Genomic DNA, 19,010 nt, shown 5'->3' on the forward strand with positions numbered 1-19,010 from the left:
CGATCTTGATCGTGATGCCGCCCAGCGCATTCACCTCGGCAAACCCGGCCTCGTCGGTCAGGTCGTCGCCCGCGAAGAGCGGCGTTCGACCGGCGAACGGCGCCTCTTGCAGCAAGGTGGTAATGGCTCGGCCCTTGCTGACGTGGCGCGCACGCAGCTCGAAGACCAGCTTGCCGGGTTGCAGCACGAAGCGCTCGGCATGCAGTTCGGCCAGGGCGCGCATGGTGTCGCGCGCCACGCTTGCCAGTTCAGGGGCCCCACGGTAGTGCAGCGCCAGCGCGCTGCCCTTGTTCTCCAATAATAGGCCGGGGTGCTGGGCGACGAGCGCGTGCAGCGGCGCGATCATCGACGCAATTCGCTCCGCGTCGACGGCATAGCCCTCGGCGCGAACGCGTTCGCCGTCGGCATGGCGGATTTCCGCCCCGTGCAGGCCGGCGGCGGGCACGCGTAACGGGGCGAGCAGGCCGTCGATATCGTCGATGGCGCGCCCCGAGACGACGGCGATGGCGCCGCACGCGCGGTGGAACAGGCTGGCGAGAACATTGGCCGTGTCGAGCGGCAGCCTGACCGCGTCGGGACGCGGTGCGAGCGGGGCCAACGTGCCGTCGAGGTCGAAAAAGAAGGCGACCGTGGTGACATCGACGTGGCAAGTGTCGGCCGGTGTCGTGTCGCGTGTCGCGGGCGGGGAAGACGCTAGGGGTTGCATGGCACTCCGTCGCTATCGTGCCGCAGGTCGATAGGTCATCGCCGGGGCCGAGCGGCGGGCGCAGGGGAGGGCAGACGAGACGTGACGTGCGGCGGTTCGGTGGGCGGGAGCGCGGACATCCGCGCGGAAGACATCATCCTACCCCGTCAAAAACCGACAGGAAGTCGTCCGTTCAATGAAACGCTTGTCGGATGACGCCTACAAGGTTTGGAAAATTAAATTGGTATTGAATATGAGAATCGTTTGCAATAACATTCCACAATTGCCGTAAAGTAGACCATCGGGGACGGCGGCACGGCATACCTGCCGCGCATGCGCCGATTCCGGCGCTCGAATGTGCGCCGGACGATAACGATGATGAAAAGACTCTGGTTTCAGTTGCATTGGGCTTTCGGCATTACCGCCGGGCTGGTGTTGGCCGTCGTCGGTCTGACCGGCGCGCTGCTTTCTTATGACGACGCCCTGACTCGGGCCTTCAGTCCGGGCGTGATGACCGTAGCGGTGCGCGACACGGCGCCGCTGCCGATTCCCGAGTTGCTCGCGCGCGTGCATGAGGCGGCGCCCGACCGGCGCGTTCTGCTCATGACGATGACGCGCGCGCCGCAAGACGCGGTCGGCGTGCGGCTGTCCGTGGGCGATGGGCCGCGCGGCGCGACGTATTTCGTCGATCCCTACACCGGGCAGATGCTTGGCCGGTCACAGGCCGATGCCGTCTTCCGGTTCATTATGGATATTCACCGTTTCCTCACGGTGGACGGAATCGGCAAGCAGATTACGGCGGCGGCCACCATGCTGCTGTTCGTGCTGGCGCTGAGCGGCCTGTATCTGCGTTGGCCGCGACGGGTGGGTCACTGGCGAGCCTGGTTTCATATCGATCTCAAGAAGCGCGGTCGTCCATTCCTTTGGAACCTGCACGCCGTGATCGGCACGGTGGTGCTGGTGCCGTATCTGCTTTCCGCCACGACAGGCTTGTATTGGTCATACGACTGGTGGCGCGGCATGCTGTTTTCCATCGCGGGTGTGTCGCCGCCGGTGCGCAATAAGCCGGCTGCCCCGCCGACGCGGCGCGCGCACGGCGAAGGCAAGCCGGCGGTGCTACCGGATCTGGCCGCGACGACGACATCCGAGATGACCACGGCGTGGCGCAGCTTCACCGGGCACGTGCCGGACTACACCAAGGTGTCCCTGCGTCCGGCGCAGAAATCCGGTGGTCCGCTGCAGGTGACGTGGCTCGACACGTCGGCGCCGCACGAGCGGGCGTTCAACCGTCTGGAGATCGATGCGGCGTCCGGCGCGATTCGCAACGAAGACCGGTACGCTCAGAAAACCACGGGCGGCCAATGGATGGCGAGCATCTACGCGCTGCATCGCGGCAGCTTCTTTGGACCCGCGGGCGTCGTTGTCATGATGCTCTCGAGCCTGATGATGCCGGTGTTTTTCGTCACGGGCTGGATGTTGTATCTGGACCGGCGCAGGAAGCAACGCGCGCTGGCGGCATCGCGCCCGGTCGTGGCGAGGTCTGGCTCGCCGGTCGCTGCGGGGGGGACGTTCGCGGACGATGGGGTGTTGATCGGCTACGCCAGTCAGAGTGGCGTGGCGGAAGACCTTGCGTGGCAGACGGCCGGCATGCTCGAAGGCGCGGGCGTCCGGGCCCAGATCCAGCCGCTGGCGCGCATCGGTCAGGCGCAACTCGGCTCGGCCAGGCGGGCGCTGTTCATCGTCAGCACGTTCGGCGATGGCGAGCCGCCCGACAGCGCGCGCCGCTTTGCACAGCAATTGATGAATCGGGCGATGGCCTTGCCGACGTTGCGCTTCGCGATGCTCTCGTTGGGGGACAGTCATTACGACCGATTCTGCGGATTCGGCCGCAAACTCGATGGTTGGCTGCGTGCGCAGGGCGGCGTGGCGGCATTCGAGCCCATCGAAGTCGACCGTGGCGATCCGGGCGCGTGGGTGCGCTGGCAAGACCGGCTTGGCGAGTGGTTCGGCCATCCGCTGGCGGCGTCGAAGCCACACGACGGCCCCCGCTTTCAGCCGTGGACGTTGGTCGAGCGCGACCTGCTCAATCCCGGCAGCGCTGGTTTGCCGGCCTTTCACCTGGCGTTCACCCCGCCGTCGGGCGTGCAATGGATGGCGGGCGATCGGGTCGACGTGCGGCCGCGCCACTCGGTCGCACGCGTGGACACTTTCCTCTCGAGGAGTGTCTGGGCACGCGACGTGCGGGTGAGTGTCGCTGGGCGCGAGACGACGCTGGGCGACGCGTTGCGCGAACGCCTGTTGCCCGACACCGCTCCGCCGGCAGGCATCGATCTGCACGATTGGCTGGCGCGTCTGGCGCCGTTGCCCGTGCGCGAGTATTCGATTGCATCGACCTGCGACGAGGGGCGACTGATGTTGCTCGTGCGCCAGGTTCGCCATCCCGATGGCTCGCTGGGCCTGGGTTCCGGCTGGCTCACCGAGGGCGTGGCGTTGGGCGAGTCTGTGTCGATGCGGGTGCGTCCGAATCCCGGCTTTCACGGCCCGGCGGCGGGGCGCGGCATGATCCTGATCGGTAACGGCACGGGATTGGCCGGACTGCGAGCGCACCTTGCCGAACGTATCGCTAACGGACAGCGGCGCAACTGGCTGATTTTCGGTGAGCGTCACGCGGCGCACGATGATTTCCACGACGCGACGTTGTGTGCATGGCACGCGCAGGGCGGCATTGCCTGCCTCGACCGCGTGTATTCGCGTGACCAGGCGCAACGCCGCTACGTCCAGGATCGGGTGCGCGAAGCCGCACAGGACATTGCGGCCTGGGTGGCGCGCGGCGCGTCGATTTATGTGTGCGGCAGCCTCTCCGGCATGGCGCCCGCAGTGGATGCCGCGCTGGCCGACGCCATCGGAACGGACGTCCTGCTCGACCTGTCGGCGCAGGGACGCTATCGCCGCGACGTGTATTAGACGTGCCGAGGCGGTGTGCTAACGTAGTGACAGGGCCCGGTCTCGATCGGGCCCCTCGTCCGTTGGTTTCGCGTGGACTTGCCCATCGTCCATCACCGTAGGAGGGGCCATGACGGCAACGTGGCAGATCGTAGTGCATGGGCTGGTGCAGGGCGTCGGCTATCGCGCCGCGTGCGTGGACGAGGCGCGCCGGATCGGACTCCGCGGTTGGGTACGCAACCGGCGCGACGGTACGGTCGAGGCCATCGCGCAGGGGGAGCCCGATCAGCTACTCGCGTTGTGCGAATGGATGCGCGAGGGGCCGCAGCACGCGCAGGTCTCGTCGTGCGAAGTCGACAAGGCCTGGGTTGCGGATTCGCCGATCAAAGGCTTCGAGCAGCGCGCGAGCATTTGATCGGCGGTGGCGATCCTCAAGCCGCGAGCGCCAGTCTGCCCTGGGGCGTGTCGAGCGTCGCGACGGTCTCGTTGAGCGCGGGGGGCCGCGCGGCTTCGTGAGCCGACAGTCGGAACAGCGCGACCGACTCGCGCAGGCGCATGGCCTGCGTTTCCAGCGCGGCAGCCGCGGCGGAAGCCTCTTCCACGAGCGCGGCGTTCTGCTGCGTCATCTCGTCCATTTGCGTCACGGCCCGGTTGACTTGTTCGATCCCGCTCGACTGCTCCACACCGGCCGCCGAGATTTCGCCCATGATGTCGGTCACGCGTTTGACCGACTGCACGACATCCACCATCGTCGCGCCCGCGCGCTCGACCAGGCGGGTGCCCGTCTCGACGCGGTTACCCGACGCCTCGATCAAGCCCTTGATTTCCTTGGCCGCCGACGCGCTGCGCTGCGCCAACGTGCGGACCTCGCCTGCCACCACGGCAAAGCCGCGGCCCTGCTCGCCAGCGCGGGCGGCTTCGACCGCTGCGTTGAGCGCCAGGATGTTCGTCTGAAAGGCGATGCCGTCGATGACCGTCAGGATATCGGTGACTTTTTGCGACGCCGCGGCGATGTCGCGCATCGTCGTCACGACCTCCTGCACCACGTCGCCACCGCGCGACGCGGTCTCCGACGCGGTGACGGCGAGTTGGCTGGCGGCTCGGGCGTTTTCGGCATTTTGTTTGACCACGGCGGTCAGCTCTTCCATGCTCGCCGCTGTTTGCTCCAGCGACGACGCTTGCGCTTCCGTACGCTGCGAGAGGTTGGCGTTGCCTTCGGCAATCTCGTGAGCGTTCGCGTGAATGGCTTCCGTACTCTCGCGCACCGTGCCGACCGTGCTGGCGAGACCGTCGCGCATCCGGCCGAGGGCACCGAACAGTTGACCCATCTCGTTACGCGTGTGTTGCTCGACGCGCTGGCTCAGATCGCCGGCGGCCATCCGCTCGAAATGCGAGATGGCGTCGCGAATCGGACGCAGCACGGCGCGCGCGAGCATGGCGCGGCCCCACAGCGCGAGGAGCAGCGCAACGGCCAGGGTTGCCCCCAGGGTGATGCGCATGACGTTGTAGCGGTGCTGGGCCACGTCGAATCGGGCCTTTTGCCGCGCGATCTGGATCTCCTGCAACTCGCGCATGGCCGCGTCGAGCGCCGCATAGGCCGGCGGGGCGACGCGCGCCTGAATCTGATGGAACCCAGCGACATCGCCTTGTTTCAGGGCGTTGAGCGCAGGCGTGACGACCTGATCGAAAAAGGCGCGGCGCTTGGCGTCGGTTGACTTCGCCAACTCCGCTTCGTGCGCATCTTCTTTGGGACGTTTCAGATAATCGCTCCACAGAGCGTCCGACGCCGCGATGTATTGGCTGCCTCGTTTGAGGACTTTCGCCGACTCGTCCGGGTCGGCGCCCAGGCTGACGTATGAGGCATAGGCCGCCATCGCCAGGCGGTTGCGCAGCATCTGCTCTGCAGTTCCCTTGACCTCGGCCAGGGCCGGCGTGTCTTGCGTGGCCATCTCGCTCAGGGAGGCATTGCTGGACCCTAGCGCCTGGAGGCCCAGGACGCTAACGAGGACGAGTAGTGCGCCAAGCAAACCGAGGACCAGTGTCAGACTGGTCCGAATCGTAATGTTCTTATACATAGGGATCGATAGTTTGAATGCCTGGGCCGCAGAGTCAGCGCGCGCGGCCTCCCTGCCCGTCGGTGTCTCCAGAACGGGTCATAGGGATTATCGGCAGATGAGAGGCAGAACTTGAACCGTTCGGCTCGGGCGATTCCGAAAGTGCGGCGTCCACAAGAGAAGATCGGAATTTGCGCAGTCGCAAACGACTTGCAAAAGGCCAGACTTGAAGACTCTTACGGTTTCTTCAGTACGCCAAAACGCGCGAATCGTGATGCGGCGTCAACGACGCGATGAATCTCGACAAATTCAAATTCCCGCGCGGCGGCCGCGATGTCGGCGGGTTTTCCTCCGACGGGGCACACGTGGCAACGTCAAACGGGCCGGAGGGGTGGGGTAGTGATGCCCCATGGGCTGCCAGTACCTTTCGACTGGCATTGGTGCACGAATTGCGTGCTCCGTTGCAGGTGCTGCAAGGGCATCTGGATGCGCTTTGGGGCGAGGGCGGCCGCCTGGAGGATAGGCGTGACCTGGGTGACCCGCCTGTCGATGCGGGCGCGATGGCGCCAAGGGAACGACTTGGCGCCATGCGCAATATGCTCGACGTCGTTGCGAGCGCGGTGGACGACGTGCTGCACCTGGGGCAGGACGACGTCACGGAACTCCCGCTTCGCGAGGCCGCTTTCGAGGTGCGCGCGTGCCTCGACGCGGAGGTCGACGGGTTTGCTGGGGCGGCGCACACCAAAGGGCTCGTGCTCGAATGCCATATTCCCACCGAGGTGCCCGTCATGATTCAGGGAGACGCAGCCCGATTGCGCCAGATCCTGCGAACGCTGCTCGACAATGCGCTGAAATACACCGTTTGTGGCGGTGTGGCGGTCAAGGCATCGTGGCGCGCCGCTGCGGCGCACGACGCTGCCTTGACCGGGAAGCGGCGCGACGCCGGTACGGGACAACTGACGATTCACGTTTGCGACACCGGGCCCGGCATTCCGGCGGGCATGGAAAACGCCGTCTTCGCGGCATTTGCCCGTGCCGACCGCTCGGTGCCCGGCTCCGGGCTGGGATTGTGGATCGCCCAGCAATGGGCGCGGCGCATGGGGGGCGCGCTCAGCGTTGAGCCGTCGACGACCGGCGCCCGCTTTCGCTTGTCGGTACCCTTCGCCGCACCCGATGCCGTGCCTTCCTCCGGCGTAGCTCGCGCTGAGGCGTGCGAGTCGCCCGCGTCGCCAGCGACGCCAATGGCTTCGCCGCCCGCATCGGCGCCGGCGGTGCCTGTCGCACACGTTGACGTGCGTCCCGGGTTGCGGGCGCTGGTGGTGGACGACCACGTCATGAATCGCAGGATCCTCGGCGACCAGTTGTCGTCGCTCGGTTGCGTCGTCGCGCGTGCGGGTGAACTGAGCGACGCGTTGCTCCAATGGACGGCGCAAGAGGTCGATGTCGTGCTCACCGATGTGCAGCTCGGCGGTGCATGCGGCCTGACGCTGGCGAAGACGCTTCGCACATTGGCCCCGGTGCTCGGTCGCGCATCGCCCGTGGTGTTCGCGGTGACGGGGTCGGTCGTCGGCGCGCGGGCAGCACGAGACGCCGGTATCGACGGCGTGTTGACGAAGCCGGTATCGCGCCAACGGCTGGCGCAGATGCTGGCGGTGCGGTGGCCTTGCGAGGCGAGCGAGGTGAACGAGGTGAGCGAATGCGTTGCGCCGCCGAATGCGGGTGAGCGCCCGAAGGCATCGCGGCCGCCGCTGCATGACGATCCGTACGCACGTCGCTTGATGCGCGAGGAAATGGCGAAGGATCTTGCGCGCTTTCGCCGCCTGATCGCCTCACGGCGCGCGGAGGACATCGACGCGGCGCAGGCACTGCTGCATCGCATGCGCGGGGCGTGCCGCATGTTCGGCGATCCGGCGTTGACGGCGCGATGCGATCGGCTGGCCGAGAAGCTCACGGACTGCCGAATCGCGCTGGACAATCAGACGTAGCGGTAGACGGCGAGAAAGTGACAGGCCGTACCGCCGATGGCGAATAGATGCCAGACCAGATGGCCGAACTTGATATGGCCGTCGAGCGAGTAGAAAAGGGCGCCGACGGTGTAGGCAACGCCGCCGGCGTACAGCCAGTCTGCGCCAGGACCGGGGATGGCGGCGAGCACCGGACCGGCGACCAGCACGGCGATCCAGCCTAGCCCAACGTAGAGCAGGGTAGAGACGAGCGGCCGGTCGAGCAGGCCGAGTCCCTTGGCGACCAGCCCGGCAATGGCCATGGCCCATACGCCGGTCAGCAGCGGCCAGCCCCACGGGTCGTGAAGGATCTTGACGGTAAAGGGGGTGTACGTCCCGGCAATGAAGAGAAAGATGGCGCAATGATCGACACGCATGAACAGCCGTTTCGCACGGCCATCGGGCAAGCCGTGATACAGCGCGGACGCCAGATAGACGATCACCATGGTGATGGCGAACACGCCGATGCCGATCTGCTCTCCCGTGTTTGGCAACGGCGGGCGGACCGCCGTGAACAGGGCGGGCGTGGCGGCGAGGGCGGCCATGCAGGCAATGCCGTGACTCGCGCTATTGGCGAGTTCTTCGCCGCGCGTCTGTGCGCGTCCGGTCGCTTTCATGCCGCCTTCTCCTGTGTGGATCTCGCGATCACGACGGATGTGCGTCGCGCCATTTGCGAACCGCTTCCATCGTGTTGGTGACGTGTTTATCCGGATCGAGGCTCACATAGCTGTAGATCACCTTGCCGTCGGGGGCAATGACATACGAGACGCGATTGGCATAGTCGGGTTTGAGCGAAAGCACGGCGTCGTAGGCCCGCATGATGCGCTGATCCGTGTCGGCCGCCACGGCAAACTTGCTGCGGCACTCGGACACGGAGAACTTGTTGAGCGTTTCGATGTTGTCGTGCGAAACGCCGATGACCGTGGCGCCCATCGCCTTGAACTTGTCGGTGGCCTCCGCGAAGTCGTGCGCTTCGATCGTGCATCCTTCGGTGAACGCGGCCGGATAGAAGTACAACACGACGGGGCCCTTCTTCAGGGCGTCGGCCAGCGAGAACGTGAAGACCTTGCCGCCGAGCGACGCTTGGGCAGAGAAAACAGGGGCGGGCGTGCCGTTCTTCAGGGCGGCGTGCGCGGGAATGAAGCACCAGGCCGTCACCCCGACAATGGCGGCTGCGGCAGCGATTCCGAACCAACGTTTCATGCAGGACTCCTGGAGTGAATGCTTAAGCATAGAGGCTCGCGACGGCGGTGTCCAACGGGGAGGATATCCCTCCATGCCGCAGCCATCGGGGCAGGGCAGTCGGCAGTCTACTGCGGGAATCGTGACACGATTCGGTCACCGTCGTGTCATGAAGCGTGCGAGGTCGCGTCGGCAGGCTCGCCGCGATCGCGGCCGCCTTGCCTGAGCGTCGCCTACGGCGCGTTACCGCTTCTTGGCGCTCCTCACCGTTCCTCACCGCTCGTTACCGTTGCCGATCGGCAGAACCGTCGTCGACTTGATCTGCGAGAGCGCGATCATCGAGTTGACCTCCTGGACCATTGGCAATTGCGAAAGACGTTCGAAGAAGAATCGCTCATAAGCCTCGACATCGCGTGTGACGATGCGCAGCAAAAAGTCGACATTGCCCATGAGCACGTGGCATTCGAGCACTTCCGGAAAATCCTGAATGGCCTTCGAGAACTCGGGCAGCGCGTTGCGATTGTGGCCGGCCAGTTTTACGTGAGCGAACAGCATCACGTTCAATCCGACCTTCTTGCGATCGACGAGCGCAACGCGTCGTTCGATGACGCCTTCGGCATCGAGTCGGTCGATGCGACGCCAGCACTGCGATTGCGACAGTCCGATGCGCTCGCCGATTTGTGCGGCCGAGAGCGAAGCGTCTTCTTGAAGCAGTGCGAGAATTTTCTCGTCGAATTCGTCAATTTGCATGATTAATTCTCAATGTCCTGAATATTTGAATGAATCATGTGAAATCAATGGCGTTTTGTCAACGATACGCGAAGCATTTGCTGGCCGATCCCGGTAAGCTGGGTTCTCATTGGGCCTAATCGCCGCCACAATGCCTCCCGATTCGATGGATCCCGCAGGAATACACGTACCCATGAAACTTGATCTGACGTTCCCCGCTGCCGAAACCGCGACCGGCGCCGTCGCCCAGCCTGTTGCCCCGTTGTCTGCGAAGGGGGCCGAGTTGATTGCGCGGACCTTGGTCGAGATTGGCGTGGATACCGTCTTCTGCTATCCCGGTGGCGCCAACCTCGAAATGCTCGACGCGCTCTCGCGTGTGGCCATCACACTGGTACGAACAGAGCACGAACAAGGCTCGGTCTTCGGTGCGCAAGGCTATGCGCGTGCCACGGGCAAGCTCGGCGTATGTCTGGCGACCTCCGGCCCCGGCGCGACGAATCTCGTCACGGGCATTGCCGACGCCGCAAGCGATTCCGTGCCGATTCTCGCCATCACCGGCAACGTCGCCACGCATTGGCTCGGCAAGAACGCGTTTCAGGAAGTCGACATCGTCGCTATCACCCAGCCGGTGACAAAGCTCGCCCGGCAGGTCCGAGAGGCGCGGGACATTCCCGCCGCGTTGCGCGAAGCGTCCGCCTGCGCCATGGCGGGGCGGCCAGGGCCTGTCTTGCTCGATTTTCCGAAGGATATTCAACAGGCGCGTCCCGATCATCCGACCGACAAGCGTGTCACAGCGCCGGTGCCGGCGGGCATGAGCGACGAGACCGCCCAACGGATCGCGGCCTTGCTTGCCCGAAGCGAGCGCCCGGTGATCTACGCCGGGGGCGGCGTCATCGCCTCGGGGACCGGGTCGCAGCTCGTGGCACTGGCCGAAGCGCTCGATTGCCCGGTGGCGCTCACGATGATGGGGCTGGGTGCGATGCCCGACAACCATCCGTTGCTGCTCGGCCCGCTCGGCATGCATGGCGCCTACGCGGCCAACGTCGCGGTCAATGAAGCCGACCTTGTGCTGGCGCTCGGCGTGCGTTTCGACGACCGGGTGATCGGCGATCCGGCCTCGTTCGCGCGGCATGCCACGATCGTCCATATCGATGTCGACGCCGCCGAAATCGGTAAGAACAAGCCCGTCGCGCTCGGCGTGCATGCGGATCTGCGCGACGCCTTCGCCGGCCTGCTGGCGCACGCGTCGCGCCGCAACGTGCCGGATTGGCACGCCTACTTGCGCGAGCGGTGTGAGGCGCATCCGCTGCGGGCGCTCCGGCAGGAGGGCGCAGCGGATGCGGTCAATGAGGCCGACTCTGTGGGCGCGCTGACGGGCGTCGCTGTCATCACGGCACTCGCGGCGCTTCTGCCGCCGCAAGCGGTCGTGACCACGGGCGTCGGACAGCACCAGATGTGGGCGATGCAGCACCTGCGACTTCGCCAGCCGCGCACGTTCCTGTCGAGCGCGGGGTTCGGCACGATGGGCTTCGGCTTGCCGGCAGCGATCGGTGCCAAAGTGGCGTTGCCGGACGTCCCGGTCATCGACATCGACGGCGACGGCAGTCTGAACATGTCCGTCAACGAACTGTCGACCTGCCGCCGCTATGGGCTGGGCGTCAAGGTGCTGGTCATCAACAACCAGTGGCTGGGCATGGTCCGCCAATGGCAGGACATGATCTACGCACGCAATCGCGTCGCGTCATCGCTTGTCGACCCGAACGCGCCGGACGGGGCCGGCGACGGGCGTCCGTATCCGGACTTCGTCACCATTGCCGCGGGGTATGGGGTGGCGGGCGCCCGTGTGACCCGGGCAGACGCGTTGCCCGCCGCCCTCGCCCGCATGCTCGAAGACCCGAGCGAGCCGTATCTGCTGGACGTCCTCGTCGCCCGCGAGGACGACGTTTATCCGATGATTCCCGCAGGCAAGTCGTATCGCGATATGGTCTTCGGTCCCGGCCAGACGGCAGGCCCCATCGCGGCGGGGGCGTTCTGACGCACGGGCCCGGCAGACGAGGCGCGACCGTGCGGGCGGGCACTGGCGCGTGCCAACCCTGCATTTGCATTCTCATTTGGCGGGAATTGGATCGCGCGTCGCGAGATCGCAACGTCCTAAACCGAGGCGATGGCTTTTTTTCATTTCGGTGACGGTGCGGAGTATCATTGCGCTCTTTCAAGAATTCTCGCCAAGGAAATCAACATGTTGACGAAGCGCCTCGTGCTGGCCGCCGCCTGCTTTCTGACGACCTTCGCCGCGTTGCCGGCAGCGCAGGCCGCCGATCCCACGTACACGGTGGGCGCAGGCGGTACGTATCGCCCGTTCGAGTTCGAAACGCCGCAGAAGGAGCTGGCCGGGTTCGACGTCGACATCATCAAAGCCATCGGCAAGGCCGGCGGGTTCAATGTGAAGCTGGTCAGCACGCCGTGGGAAGGCATCTTCGCCACGCTCGACCAGGGCGATCGCGACATCATCATTTCGGGCATCACCATTACCGACAAGCGTCGTGAAATGGTGGACTTCTCGGCCCCATATTTCCCGGCCGATCAGGTCATCATCACCTCGCCGGGCGCCAAGGTCGCGGGTCTGGCCGATCTGAAGAAGCTTCAGGTGGGGGTGGTCAACTCGAGCACCGGCGACATTTCCGTGTCGGAAGAACTGGGCCGCACGAGCACCGCGATCCGCCGCTTCGACAATACGCCGCTGATGCTCGAAGAGCTGTATCGCGGGGGTGTTGACGCCGCCGTGGGCGACGTGGGCGTCATCAAGTTCTACATCAAGAGCCATCCGGAAAAGCCGTTCAAGCTGGTCTACGACAGCAAGTTCAAGCGCCAGTACTTCGGCATCGCCGTGAAGAAGGGCAATAAGGTCGCGCTCGACAAGATCAACACCGGTCTGAAGAAGATCGTGGCCGACGGCACCTACGCCAAGATCTACAAGCAGTGGTTCGACGCCGATGTGCCGTCGCTGCCGCAACAGTAAGCAACGCGTGTAAGATTCGCGCCACGCTCGCCAGAGACCTGGCCACTCGCGGCCCGTGAGCTGATCGTCGACTTCCGACGTCAACCCCCGGGCCGCGAGCGTTTTTCTGCCGGCCCGCCGGTTCGTTTCATTTCGTGAGAAAGGTGCTTCATGGGTGGGTTCCAGTGGAACATCATCAGCGAATACATGCCCCTGTTCGTCGAGGGCACGCTGATGACGCTCAAGTGCACGGTGATCTGCGTGATCGCCGGCACGTTACTTGGGCTCGTGCTGGGCGTCGGCCGACTGGCCGAAGCGCGTCACGGCTTCTATAAGTATTTCCTGCGCTACGCGGTGCAATACCCGGTGCGCTTCTACGTCAGTTTTTTCCGCGGCACGCCGCTGTTCGTGCAGATCCTGCTGATTCACTTCGCGCTGATGCCGGTGCTGATCAACCCCTCGGAAGGGTTGCTCGTGAGTGGCGACCTCGCGCGGGAAATCCGTTCGCAATACGGCGCCTTCATGTCGGCGGTGCTGGCCATCTCGCTGAACGCGGGGGCCTACGTGTCCGAAATTTTCCGCGCCGGGATTCAGTCGATCGATCGTGGGCAGGCGGAAGCGGCGCGCTCGCTGGGCATGACCTATATGCAGACGCTGCGCAAGGTGGTGCTGCCGCAGGCCTTTCGCCGCATGCTGCCGCCGCTGGGCAACAACGCCATTGCGATCGTGAAGGATTCGTCGTTGGCGTCGGCCATCGGTCTGGCGGAACTGGCGTATGCCGCGCGCACAGTATCGGGGGCATACGCTCGCTACTGGGAGCCGTATCTGACGATTTCGCTCATCTACTGGGTGATCACGCTGGTGCTGTCGGCATTTGTTCAACATCTGGAATCGAGGTACGGCAAAGGTGATCGTCGTCAATAACCTGCAGAAGCAGTACGGCGAGGCGCACGTACTGCGCGGCATTTCGTGCCGCATCGAAGAGAGCGAGGTCGTGTGTGTGATCGGGCCGTCGGGCTCGGGCAAGAGCACGTTCCTGCGCTGCCTGAACGGCCTGGAAGACGTGAGCGGCGGTGAAGTGCTCGTCAACGGTTTTCACGTGGAAGACCCGAAGACGGACATGAACGCCATGCGCGCGAGCGTGGGCATGGTGTTTCAGCGTTTTAACCTGTTTCCGCACATGACGGTGCTCGAGAACCTGATCCTCGCGCCGATGCAGGTCAACGGCATCAAGCGTGGCGAGGCCGTGACCATCGCCGAGCAACTGCTGCGCAAGGTCGGTCTGATCGACAAGATCGATGCGTTCCCGAACCAGCTCTCCGGCGGTCAGCAGCAGCGCGTGGCGATTGCCCGCGCGCTCGCGATGCAGCCCAAGGTCATGCTCTTCGACGAGCCGACCTCGGCGCTTGATCCGGAGCTGGTGGGCGAAGTGCTCGAAGTCATGAAGTCGCTGGCCGACGAAGGCATGACGATGGTCGTTGTGACCCACGAAATGGGGTTTGCCCGTGAAGTCTCCGACCGCGTCCTGTTCATCGATCAGGGCGTGATCATGGAAGAAGGCAAGCCGGAGCAGATTTTCTCGGCCCCGAAGCACGAGCGCACGCGCGAATTCTTGCGCAAAGTCCTGTAGTTCTCACGATGGCGAGGCCCGCGGAGGTATATCCGAGGGCCGCATCTGATTACAATGCGAGGGTACGCGCGCCAAGTGCCATTGCCGTCCGGCATTGGCGCGCCGCCGGCCCCCTGAGCCCCCAGCCAGGTTCTTTTCACAGGGCAGTGACCTTTGTCCAGGCCTGCCCCGCAATCGACGATTGCACTCCGATTTCACGAGGTAGTCATGAGCCAGCCAATCGCTGTGACCCGCCAGACGTTCGACGACGTGATGGTGCCCAATTACGCTCCTGCCCAGATGGTGCCCGTGCGCGGCGAAGGCTCGCGCATATGGGACCAGCAGGGTCGCGAGTATGTCGATTTCACCGGCGGCATCGCGGTCAATGCGCTTGGCCACGCCAACCCCGAACTGGTGAAGGTCATCGAAGCGCAGGCGCGCAAGGTCTGGCACATCGGCAACGGCTACACCAACGAGCCGGTGCTGCGTCTGGCCACGGCTCTGACCGACGCCACGTTCGCCGACAAGGCGTTCTTCTGCAATTCGGGCCTTGAAGCCAACGAAGCGGCACTCAAGCTCGCGCGCCGCTACGCCTACGACCATGCGGCCGAGCGCGGCGGCAAGGAAAAGAGCGAGATCATTTCGTTCTACAACTCGTTCCACGGCCGCTCGCTCTTCACCGTGAGCGTTGGCGGTCAGGCGAAATACACCGAAGGGTTCGGCCCGATCCCGGCCGGCATCATGCACCTGCCGTACAACGACCTGGCGACCGTCGAGGCGACCATTTCGGACGCTACGGCGGCGGTCATCGTCGAGCCGGTGCAAGGCGAGGGCGGCGTGCTGCCCGCCGATCCGGAATTCTTGCAGGGCCTGCGCGCGCTGTGCGACAAGCACAACGCCTTGCTGATTTTCGATGAAGTGCAGACGGGCGTCGGCCGCACCGGCACGCTGTACGCGTATGAGCAATACGGCGTGACGCCGGATATTCTGACCACCGCCAAGGCACTGGGCAATGGGTATCCGATTGGCGGCATGCTCACCACGAACAAGATCGCCGCGAGCTTCTCGCCCGGCACGCATGGCTGCACGTACGGCGGTAATCCGCTTGCCACGGCCATCGCCGGGCGTGTGCTGGAACTGATCAACACGGCGGAGACGCTCAACGGCGTGAAGGCGCGTCACGATCATTTCATCAAGGGCATCGAGGCGATCAACGCGCGTCATGGCGTGTTCGACCACGTGCGCGGCATGGGGCTGTTGATCGGCGCGGTGCTCAAGCCGGCATTCGCTGGGCGCGCGAAGGACATCGTGGCGGAATCCGAAAAGCACGGTTTGATGGTGCTTGTGGCCGGGGGCGACGTGGTGCGCTTTGCGCCGTCGCTGAACATTCCGTTCGCCGATATCGACGCCGGTCTCGCGTCGCTGGAGAAGGCGGTCGCGGTCGTGGCGGCGACGGTGAAGACGATCTGATCGCACCGGCCGACGTCACGACCTGACGGTATGCAGGACTTCGGGCCGGACCGACGGATGACGTCGCTCCGGCCGTTGTTTTACTCAATTCGCGGAAGGTGCTCATGACCCGTCAATCGACCATGGCGACGCCCCCGGCCGCCGACACGGACTCGCCCGACGCGGCAGCGACGACCTCGCTGCGCGTCGTGCGCCTGGCGCGTCGCGGCGATCTTCCCGCGCTGTTGAAGCTGGCGGCGCAGGCTGGCCCCGGCATGACGTCATTCAAGCCTGATGAAGCGGCGCTCGAGGCGCGCCTGGCCCGCGTTGCCGCTACCTTGGCGGGGCAAGCCCCCACGGCAGAGCAAGGGTATCTGTTCGTGATGGAAGACGTCACCTCCGGCGAGATCGCCGGCGTGTGCGGTCTGGAGGCCGCAGTCGGGCTGGAGCAACCGTTCTATACGTATCGCAAGGATACGATCGTGCATGCGAGTCGCGAGCTGAACGTCTGGTCGCGAATGCTGACGCTCTCGCTCTCGAACGACCTCACCGGTTATAGCGAACTGTGCTCGTTGCTGCTCGATCCTTCGTGGCGCGGACATGGCAATGGCGCACTGCTCTCGAAGGCGCGTTTTCTGTTCATGGCGCAGTTCCCCGAGCGTTTCGGTCCGCATGTGTGTGCCGAGCTGCGCGGTTTTTTCGACGACAACGGGCAGAGTCCGTTCTGGCAGTCGCTCGGGCAACATTTCTTCAAGATCGATTTCGATCAGGCGGATTACCTCACCTCGATCGGCAAGAAGTCGTTTGTGGCCGAGTTGATGCCGAAGTACCCCATCTACGTCGACTTCCTCTCCCCGCCGGCGCAGGCCGCCATCGGGGTCACGCATCGCGATACGCTTCCGGCGCGCCGGTTGCTGGAACAGGAGGGCATGCGCTCCGGGGCACATGTCGACATCTTCGACAGCGGCCCGGTACTCGAAGCGCGCGTGGCCGACTTGCGCGCCGCACGCGACAGCCGTTATCTCAGCGTGACCCTCACGGGCACGGCCGGTCAGGACGAGGGGGCGGCGCCGGCCGTCCCCAACGCGGAACCCTACCTCGTGGCGTGCCTCGGGCTGGACGGCTTTCGCGCCACGCTCGTCACGGGGCGTCCCGAGCGACGCGCGTTCGCGCTCAGCCCGCTCGCGGCGCAGGCGCTGGGTGTGAAGCAGGGCGACCGCATTCAGGTGCTGCCGCTCAAGCCGCCGCGCGCCGACGCGATCTGATCGTGCGCCGACGGCGGTTCGCCGCCGTCTCAGAATTGAATCGTTGCTGTCACCGTGTCCGTGTAGACGCCGGGGGCCGGTGTCGATTGCGACGGCACGCGCGCGTAGATCGGAATGAACTGAACGAGGCCGGTGCCGATGCCGGTCAGTGGCGACGTGCCCGATGAGCCATCCCCCCAGATCGTGGCGTAACCACTGTCCAAGTAGAGTTGATAGGCGACGTTGGCGCCGGTCTCGCCAGCCATCAGGCGCGACGTGACCGTGCCCAGCAGCCCGCCGGACAGGCTGACGCGATACGCGTCGTTTTGCGTGCATTGCACCATAAGCTGGCCCGCACCGGTCACCGGGCGGTCGAGCGCCGTTTGCGTGGCGAACGTGATGTTCGTCGCGGCGATCGTGCAGTTGTTGATGACGCTCACGTTCACGGTGAACGGCGTGCCCGGCACGGCGGTCATGGCGCTGCCGCAGTCCGGGACGGGCGACAGCGGGCCGTAGGGCGCATAGTGCAGGCTCGTGTCGGCCGACGTGAATGTCCGCGTGTAGACCGTGTTGCCGTTGCCGGACGTGGGCACCGTGGTCTGCGCCGCTGCGATTCTCCCGTAGACATTGACGTTCTGTGTCACCGTCCCGCCCAGAAGGTTGCGGGTCATCGTGAACGCGATCGCCTGACTCGGACCGCCTCCCCATGGGTTGGCGAATGAAGGATCGACATAGAGACCGAAATTGATGGTATCGCCCGCGTTCGTCAGCGCAAGGGGCTGACTCGCATTCAGTGCGAGACACACCTTGACGTTGGCGCTGCCGCCGAGCAACGGCCACGTGCACGAAATGGGCACCGTGCCCGTTGCCGAGAGCGCGGCGCCGGAGATCGGACTGAAGGCCGCGAACGCGAGCGTCGGTGCCCCCACCGAACAAGTCTGCGCCTGCGCGTACGCGCACAGGAATGCGACACCGGCGGCCGCGATCGGGCGCCGCCGCGTCGGCAGGGTCCCGGTGGGAGGGGTCATGACGGATCCTCCTGTCCCCAGCGGACGGGGACGGGGCCAAAGGGCGCCGGGCGCTCGTTGGCGAGCGTGCCGAATGCGACGCAGGCCAGCGGACCGATGCGGGCGATGCGGCCTTCGGCGGGCGCGGCCCATTCGAACGAGACGCGGCAGCGCTGCCCAGCGTCTCGGGACTCCAGGGTGTTGATCGGCGCAAGGGCATCGACAAAGACGTCCCCGTCATAGCCGACCACCGTCGCGACGCCGCTCTGCACATGGCGCACCGCCGTCCCGGGGCGCAGCGGCTGGCCCGTGGCGCCTGTGAGGGTGACAAGCGCCGCACGATAGCGCCGCACCGGGAAACGCACCAGCACGCCGCTTCCCGCCTGAGGCGCAATGCGGCGCTCGGTCGTCAGCACTTCCATATCGACCGGTAGCTGCATGGGGTCGATGCCGATGCGCGCGGCTTCGAAGCCATTCAGATCCGGCACGAAATAGTAGCCGCGCGAATCGGTGCGGCCGATGGGCACCGATTCGCGCAGCACCGGCACGTCGACCTGTCGATCGGCGCTCACGAGGGCGAACGCATCGTAGGTGCGCCGTGTCGCGTGCACGCTGTTGTCCATGACGACCAGCGCGCCGGTCATGCCGAGGGCGGTGCCGGTACGTCGTCCCACCTGTTGCGCGAGGGCGGAGATCTGGCCGTGTCGCCCGAGATACTGCAATTCGCCTTGCACGGTGCGTTGCGAGAAGGCGCGTCCGCCAATGACCTGCCAACCCCAGCCACCACTGTAGTCCGGGGCACGGCTGGCACCCACCGATGCCTGCGTCTGCCCGTCCTGCTGGTTGAACGACACGCTACCCAGCGCACCGCCGCCGAGCAACACGCTCAGCATGGCAAACACCCCATGGACGCGGTGGCGAGCGAAGTCGCGATATCCGCCGACGGAGAACATGCCGCGCGTGCCCGCCGGCAGTGCGAGGCTGGCCGACAGCACGCGGGTGGCCGGCTGGCCCGGCACGCGCTGTGAAAACCAGGCAAGCGAGGCCGTGCGGCTGCGTCCGAACGGCACGGACACACTCACGCGGTCGCTGGCGCGTGGCGCGGGC

16 protein-coding genes are annotated in these 19,010 nt (G+C 65.3%); 9 read left to right on the plus strand and 7 right to left on the minus strand.

The window, feature by feature from the left end; translation table 11 throughout:
- Nucleotides 1-706, minus strand: a 706-nt coding sequence (gene otsB / locus A985_RS28665) for a trehalose-phosphatase (protein WP_198288707.1), incomplete at its 3' end; no start/stop codon positions are given.
- 354 nt (nucleotides 707-1,060) lie between these two features.
- On the opposite strand from otsB, the gene A985_RS0116745 reads away from it, so the two are divergent.
- Both A985_RS0116745 and A985_RS0116750 read left to right on the plus strand, forming a co-directional pair.
- Nucleotides 1,061-3,649: a sulfite reductase flavoprotein subunit alpha gene (locus A985_RS0116745; RefSeq protein ID WP_039830456.1), complete on the plus strand. Its 2,589-nt coding sequence runs from the start codon at nucleotides 1,061-1,063 to the stop codon at nucleotides 3,647-3,649.
- Between the two features lie 109 nt (nucleotides 3,650-3,758).
- Entirely contained in the window at nucleotides 3,759-4,043 is a 285-nt protein-coding gene (locus tag A985_RS0116750) for an acylphosphatase (protein WP_017234551.1), read from the plus strand.
- Nucleotides 4,044-4,059: 16 nt separating this feature from the next.
- On the opposite strand, the gene A985_RS29725 is transcribed toward A985_RS0116750, so the two are convergent.
- On the minus strand, nucleotides 4,060-5,703 hold the full coding sequence (locus tag A985_RS29725) for a methyl-accepting chemotaxis protein (protein WP_026132061.1): 1,644 nt from the start codon (nucleotides 5,701-5,703) through the stop codon (nucleotides 4,060-4,062).
- Between the two features lie 272 nt (nucleotides 5,704-5,975).
- Here A985_RS29725 and A985_RS0116760 point away from each other — a divergent pair, with 272 nt between their 5' ends.
- On the plus strand, nucleotides 5,976-7,667 hold the full coding sequence (locus A985_RS0116760) for a sensor histidine kinase (RefSeq protein ID WP_017234553.1): 1,692 nt from the start codon (nucleotides 5,976-5,978) through the stop codon (nucleotides 7,665-7,667).
- Here A985_RS0116760 and A985_RS0116765 read toward each other — a convergent pair.
- The 3 genes from A985_RS0116765 to A985_RS0116775 all read right to left on the minus strand — a co-directional run bounded on the left by A985_RS0116765 (nucleotide 7,658) and on the right by A985_RS0116775 (nucleotide 9,617).
- Nucleotides 7,658-8,302, minus strand: a complete 645-nt coding sequence (locus A985_RS0116765; protein WP_017234554.1) for a hemolysin III family protein — start codon at nucleotides 8,300-8,302, stop codon at nucleotides 7,658-7,660. The genes A985_RS0116760 and A985_RS0116765 overlap by 10 nt on opposite strands.
- 28 nt (nucleotides 8,303-8,330) lie before the next feature.
- Nucleotides 8,331-8,888, minus strand: coding sequence for a peroxiredoxin (locus A985_RS0116770; RefSeq protein ID WP_017234555.1), 558 nt, complete (start codon nucleotides 8,886-8,888; stop codon nucleotides 8,331-8,333).
- A 252-nt stretch (nucleotides 8,889-9,140) separates the two neighbouring features.
- Nucleotides 9,141-9,617: an Lrp/AsnC family transcriptional regulator gene (locus A985_RS0116775; RefSeq protein ID WP_017234556.1), complete on the minus strand. Its 477-nt coding sequence runs from the start codon at nucleotides 9,615-9,617 to the stop codon at nucleotides 9,141-9,143.
- A 172-nt stretch (nucleotides 9,618-9,789) separates the two neighbouring features.
- Between A985_RS0116775 and ilvB the strand changes: the two genes are divergently transcribed.
- The 6 genes from ilvB (at nucleotide 9,790) to astA (ending at nucleotide 16,917) form a co-directional block, all read left to right on the plus strand.
- Complete coding sequence (gene ilvB, locus A985_RS0116780; RefSeq protein ID WP_017234557.1) at nucleotides 9,790-11,631, plus strand: biosynthetic-type acetolactate synthase large subunit; 1,842 nt, start codon at nucleotides 9,790-9,792, stop codon at nucleotides 11,629-11,631.
- Nucleotides 11,632-11,835: 204 nt separating this feature from the next.
- Nucleotides 11,836-12,615 carry a basic amino acid ABC transporter substrate-binding protein gene (locus tag A985_RS0116785; RefSeq protein WP_017234558.1) on the plus strand — a complete coding sequence of 260 codons (780 nt, stop codon included), beginning with the start codon at nucleotides 11,836-11,838 and terminating at the stop codon, nucleotides 12,613-12,615.
- 150 nt (nucleotides 12,616-12,765) lie between these two features.
- Complete coding sequence (locus A985_RS0116790) at nucleotides 12,766-13,518, plus strand: amino acid ABC transporter permease (protein ID WP_017234559.1); 753 nt, start codon at nucleotides 12,766-12,768, stop codon at nucleotides 13,516-13,518.
- Complete coding sequence (locus A985_RS0116795) at nucleotides 13,502-14,224, plus strand: amino acid ABC transporter ATP-binding protein (protein ID WP_017234560.1); 723 nt, start codon at nucleotides 13,502-13,504, stop codon at nucleotides 14,222-14,224. Before A985_RS0116790 ends, A985_RS0116795 begins: the two co-directional genes overlap by 17 nt.
- Nucleotides 14,225-14,431: 207 nt before the next feature.
- A complete protein-coding gene (locus tag A985_RS0116800; RefSeq protein WP_017234561.1) occupies nucleotides 14,432-15,673 on the plus strand; it encodes an aspartate aminotransferase family protein in 1,242 nt (413 codons plus the stop codon).
- A gap of 179 nt (nucleotides 15,674-15,852) precedes the next feature.
- Entirely contained in the window at nucleotides 15,853-16,917 is a 1,065-nt protein-coding gene (astA, locus tag A985_RS0116805; RefSeq protein WP_026132063.1) for an arginine N-succinyltransferase, read from the plus strand.
- A 29-nt stretch (nucleotides 16,918-16,946) separates the two neighbouring features.
- On the opposite strand, the gene A985_RS0116810 is transcribed toward astA, so the two are convergent.
- Both A985_RS0116810 and A985_RS25945 read right to left on the minus strand, forming a co-directional pair.
- A complete protein-coding gene (locus A985_RS0116810; RefSeq protein ID WP_017234563.1) occupies nucleotides 16,947-17,924 on the minus strand; it encodes a spore coat U domain-containing protein in 978 nt (325 codons plus the stop codon).
- On the minus strand, nucleotides 17,921-19,010 hold a 1,090-nt coding region (locus tag A985_RS25945; protein ID WP_017234564.1), incomplete at its 5' end, for a fimbria/pilus outer membrane usher protein. The genes A985_RS25945 and A985_RS0116810, both read right to left, overlap by 4 nt.

Origin of the sequence: Pandoraea sp. B-6 (assembly GCF_000282835.1) — a bacterium.
In the GTDB taxonomy this organism is placed as follows: Bacteria; Pseudomonadota; Gammaproteobacteria; order Burkholderiales; family Burkholderiaceae; genus Pandoraea; species Pandoraea cepalis.

Bases quoted from the DNA above. Each gene is read 5' to 3' on its own strand.
- A985_RS0116745 (WP_039830456.1), top strand. From the start codon at position 1,061: ATGATGAAAAGACTCTGGTTTCAGTTGCATTGGGCTTTCGGCATTACC.
- A985_RS0116750 (WP_017234551.1), top strand. From the start codon at position 3,759: ATGACGGCAACGTGGCAGATCGTAGTGCATGGGCTGGTGCAGGGCGTC.
- A985_RS29725 (WP_026132061.1), bottom strand. From the start codon at position 5,703: ATGTATAAGAACATTACGATTCGGACCAGTCTGACACTGGTCCTCGGT.
- A985_RS0116760 (WP_017234553.1), top strand. From the start codon at position 5,976: ATGAATCTCGACAAATTCAAATTCCCGCGCGGCGGCCGCGATGTCGGC.
- A985_RS0116765 (WP_017234554.1), bottom strand. From the start codon at position 8,302: ATGAAAGCGACCGGACGCGCACAGACGCGCGGCGAAGAACTCGCCAAT.
- A985_RS0116770 (WP_017234555.1), bottom strand. From the start codon at position 8,888: ATGAAACGTTGGTTCGGAATCGCTGCCGCAGCCGCCATTGTCGGGGTG.
- A985_RS0116775 (WP_017234556.1), bottom strand. From the start codon at position 9,617: ATGCAAATTGACGAATTCGACGAGAAAATTCTCGCACTGCTTCAAGAA.
- ilvB (WP_017234557.1), top strand. From the start codon at position 9,790: ATGAAACTTGATCTGACGTTCCCCGCTGCCGAAACCGCGACCGGCGCC.
- A985_RS0116785 (WP_017234558.1), top strand. From the start codon at position 11,836: ATGTTGACGAAGCGCCTCGTGCTGGCCGCCGCCTGCTTTCTGACGACC.
- A985_RS0116790 (WP_017234559.1), top strand. From the start codon at position 12,766: ATGGGTGGGTTCCAGTGGAACATCATCAGCGAATACATGCCCCTGTTC.
- A985_RS0116800 (WP_017234561.1), top strand. From the start codon at position 14,432: ATGAGCCAGCCAATCGCTGTGACCCGCCAGACGTTCGACGACGTGATG.
- A985_RS0116810 (WP_017234563.1), bottom strand. From the start codon at position 17,924: ATGACCCCTCCCACCGGGACCCTGCCGACGCGGCGGCGCCCGATCGCG.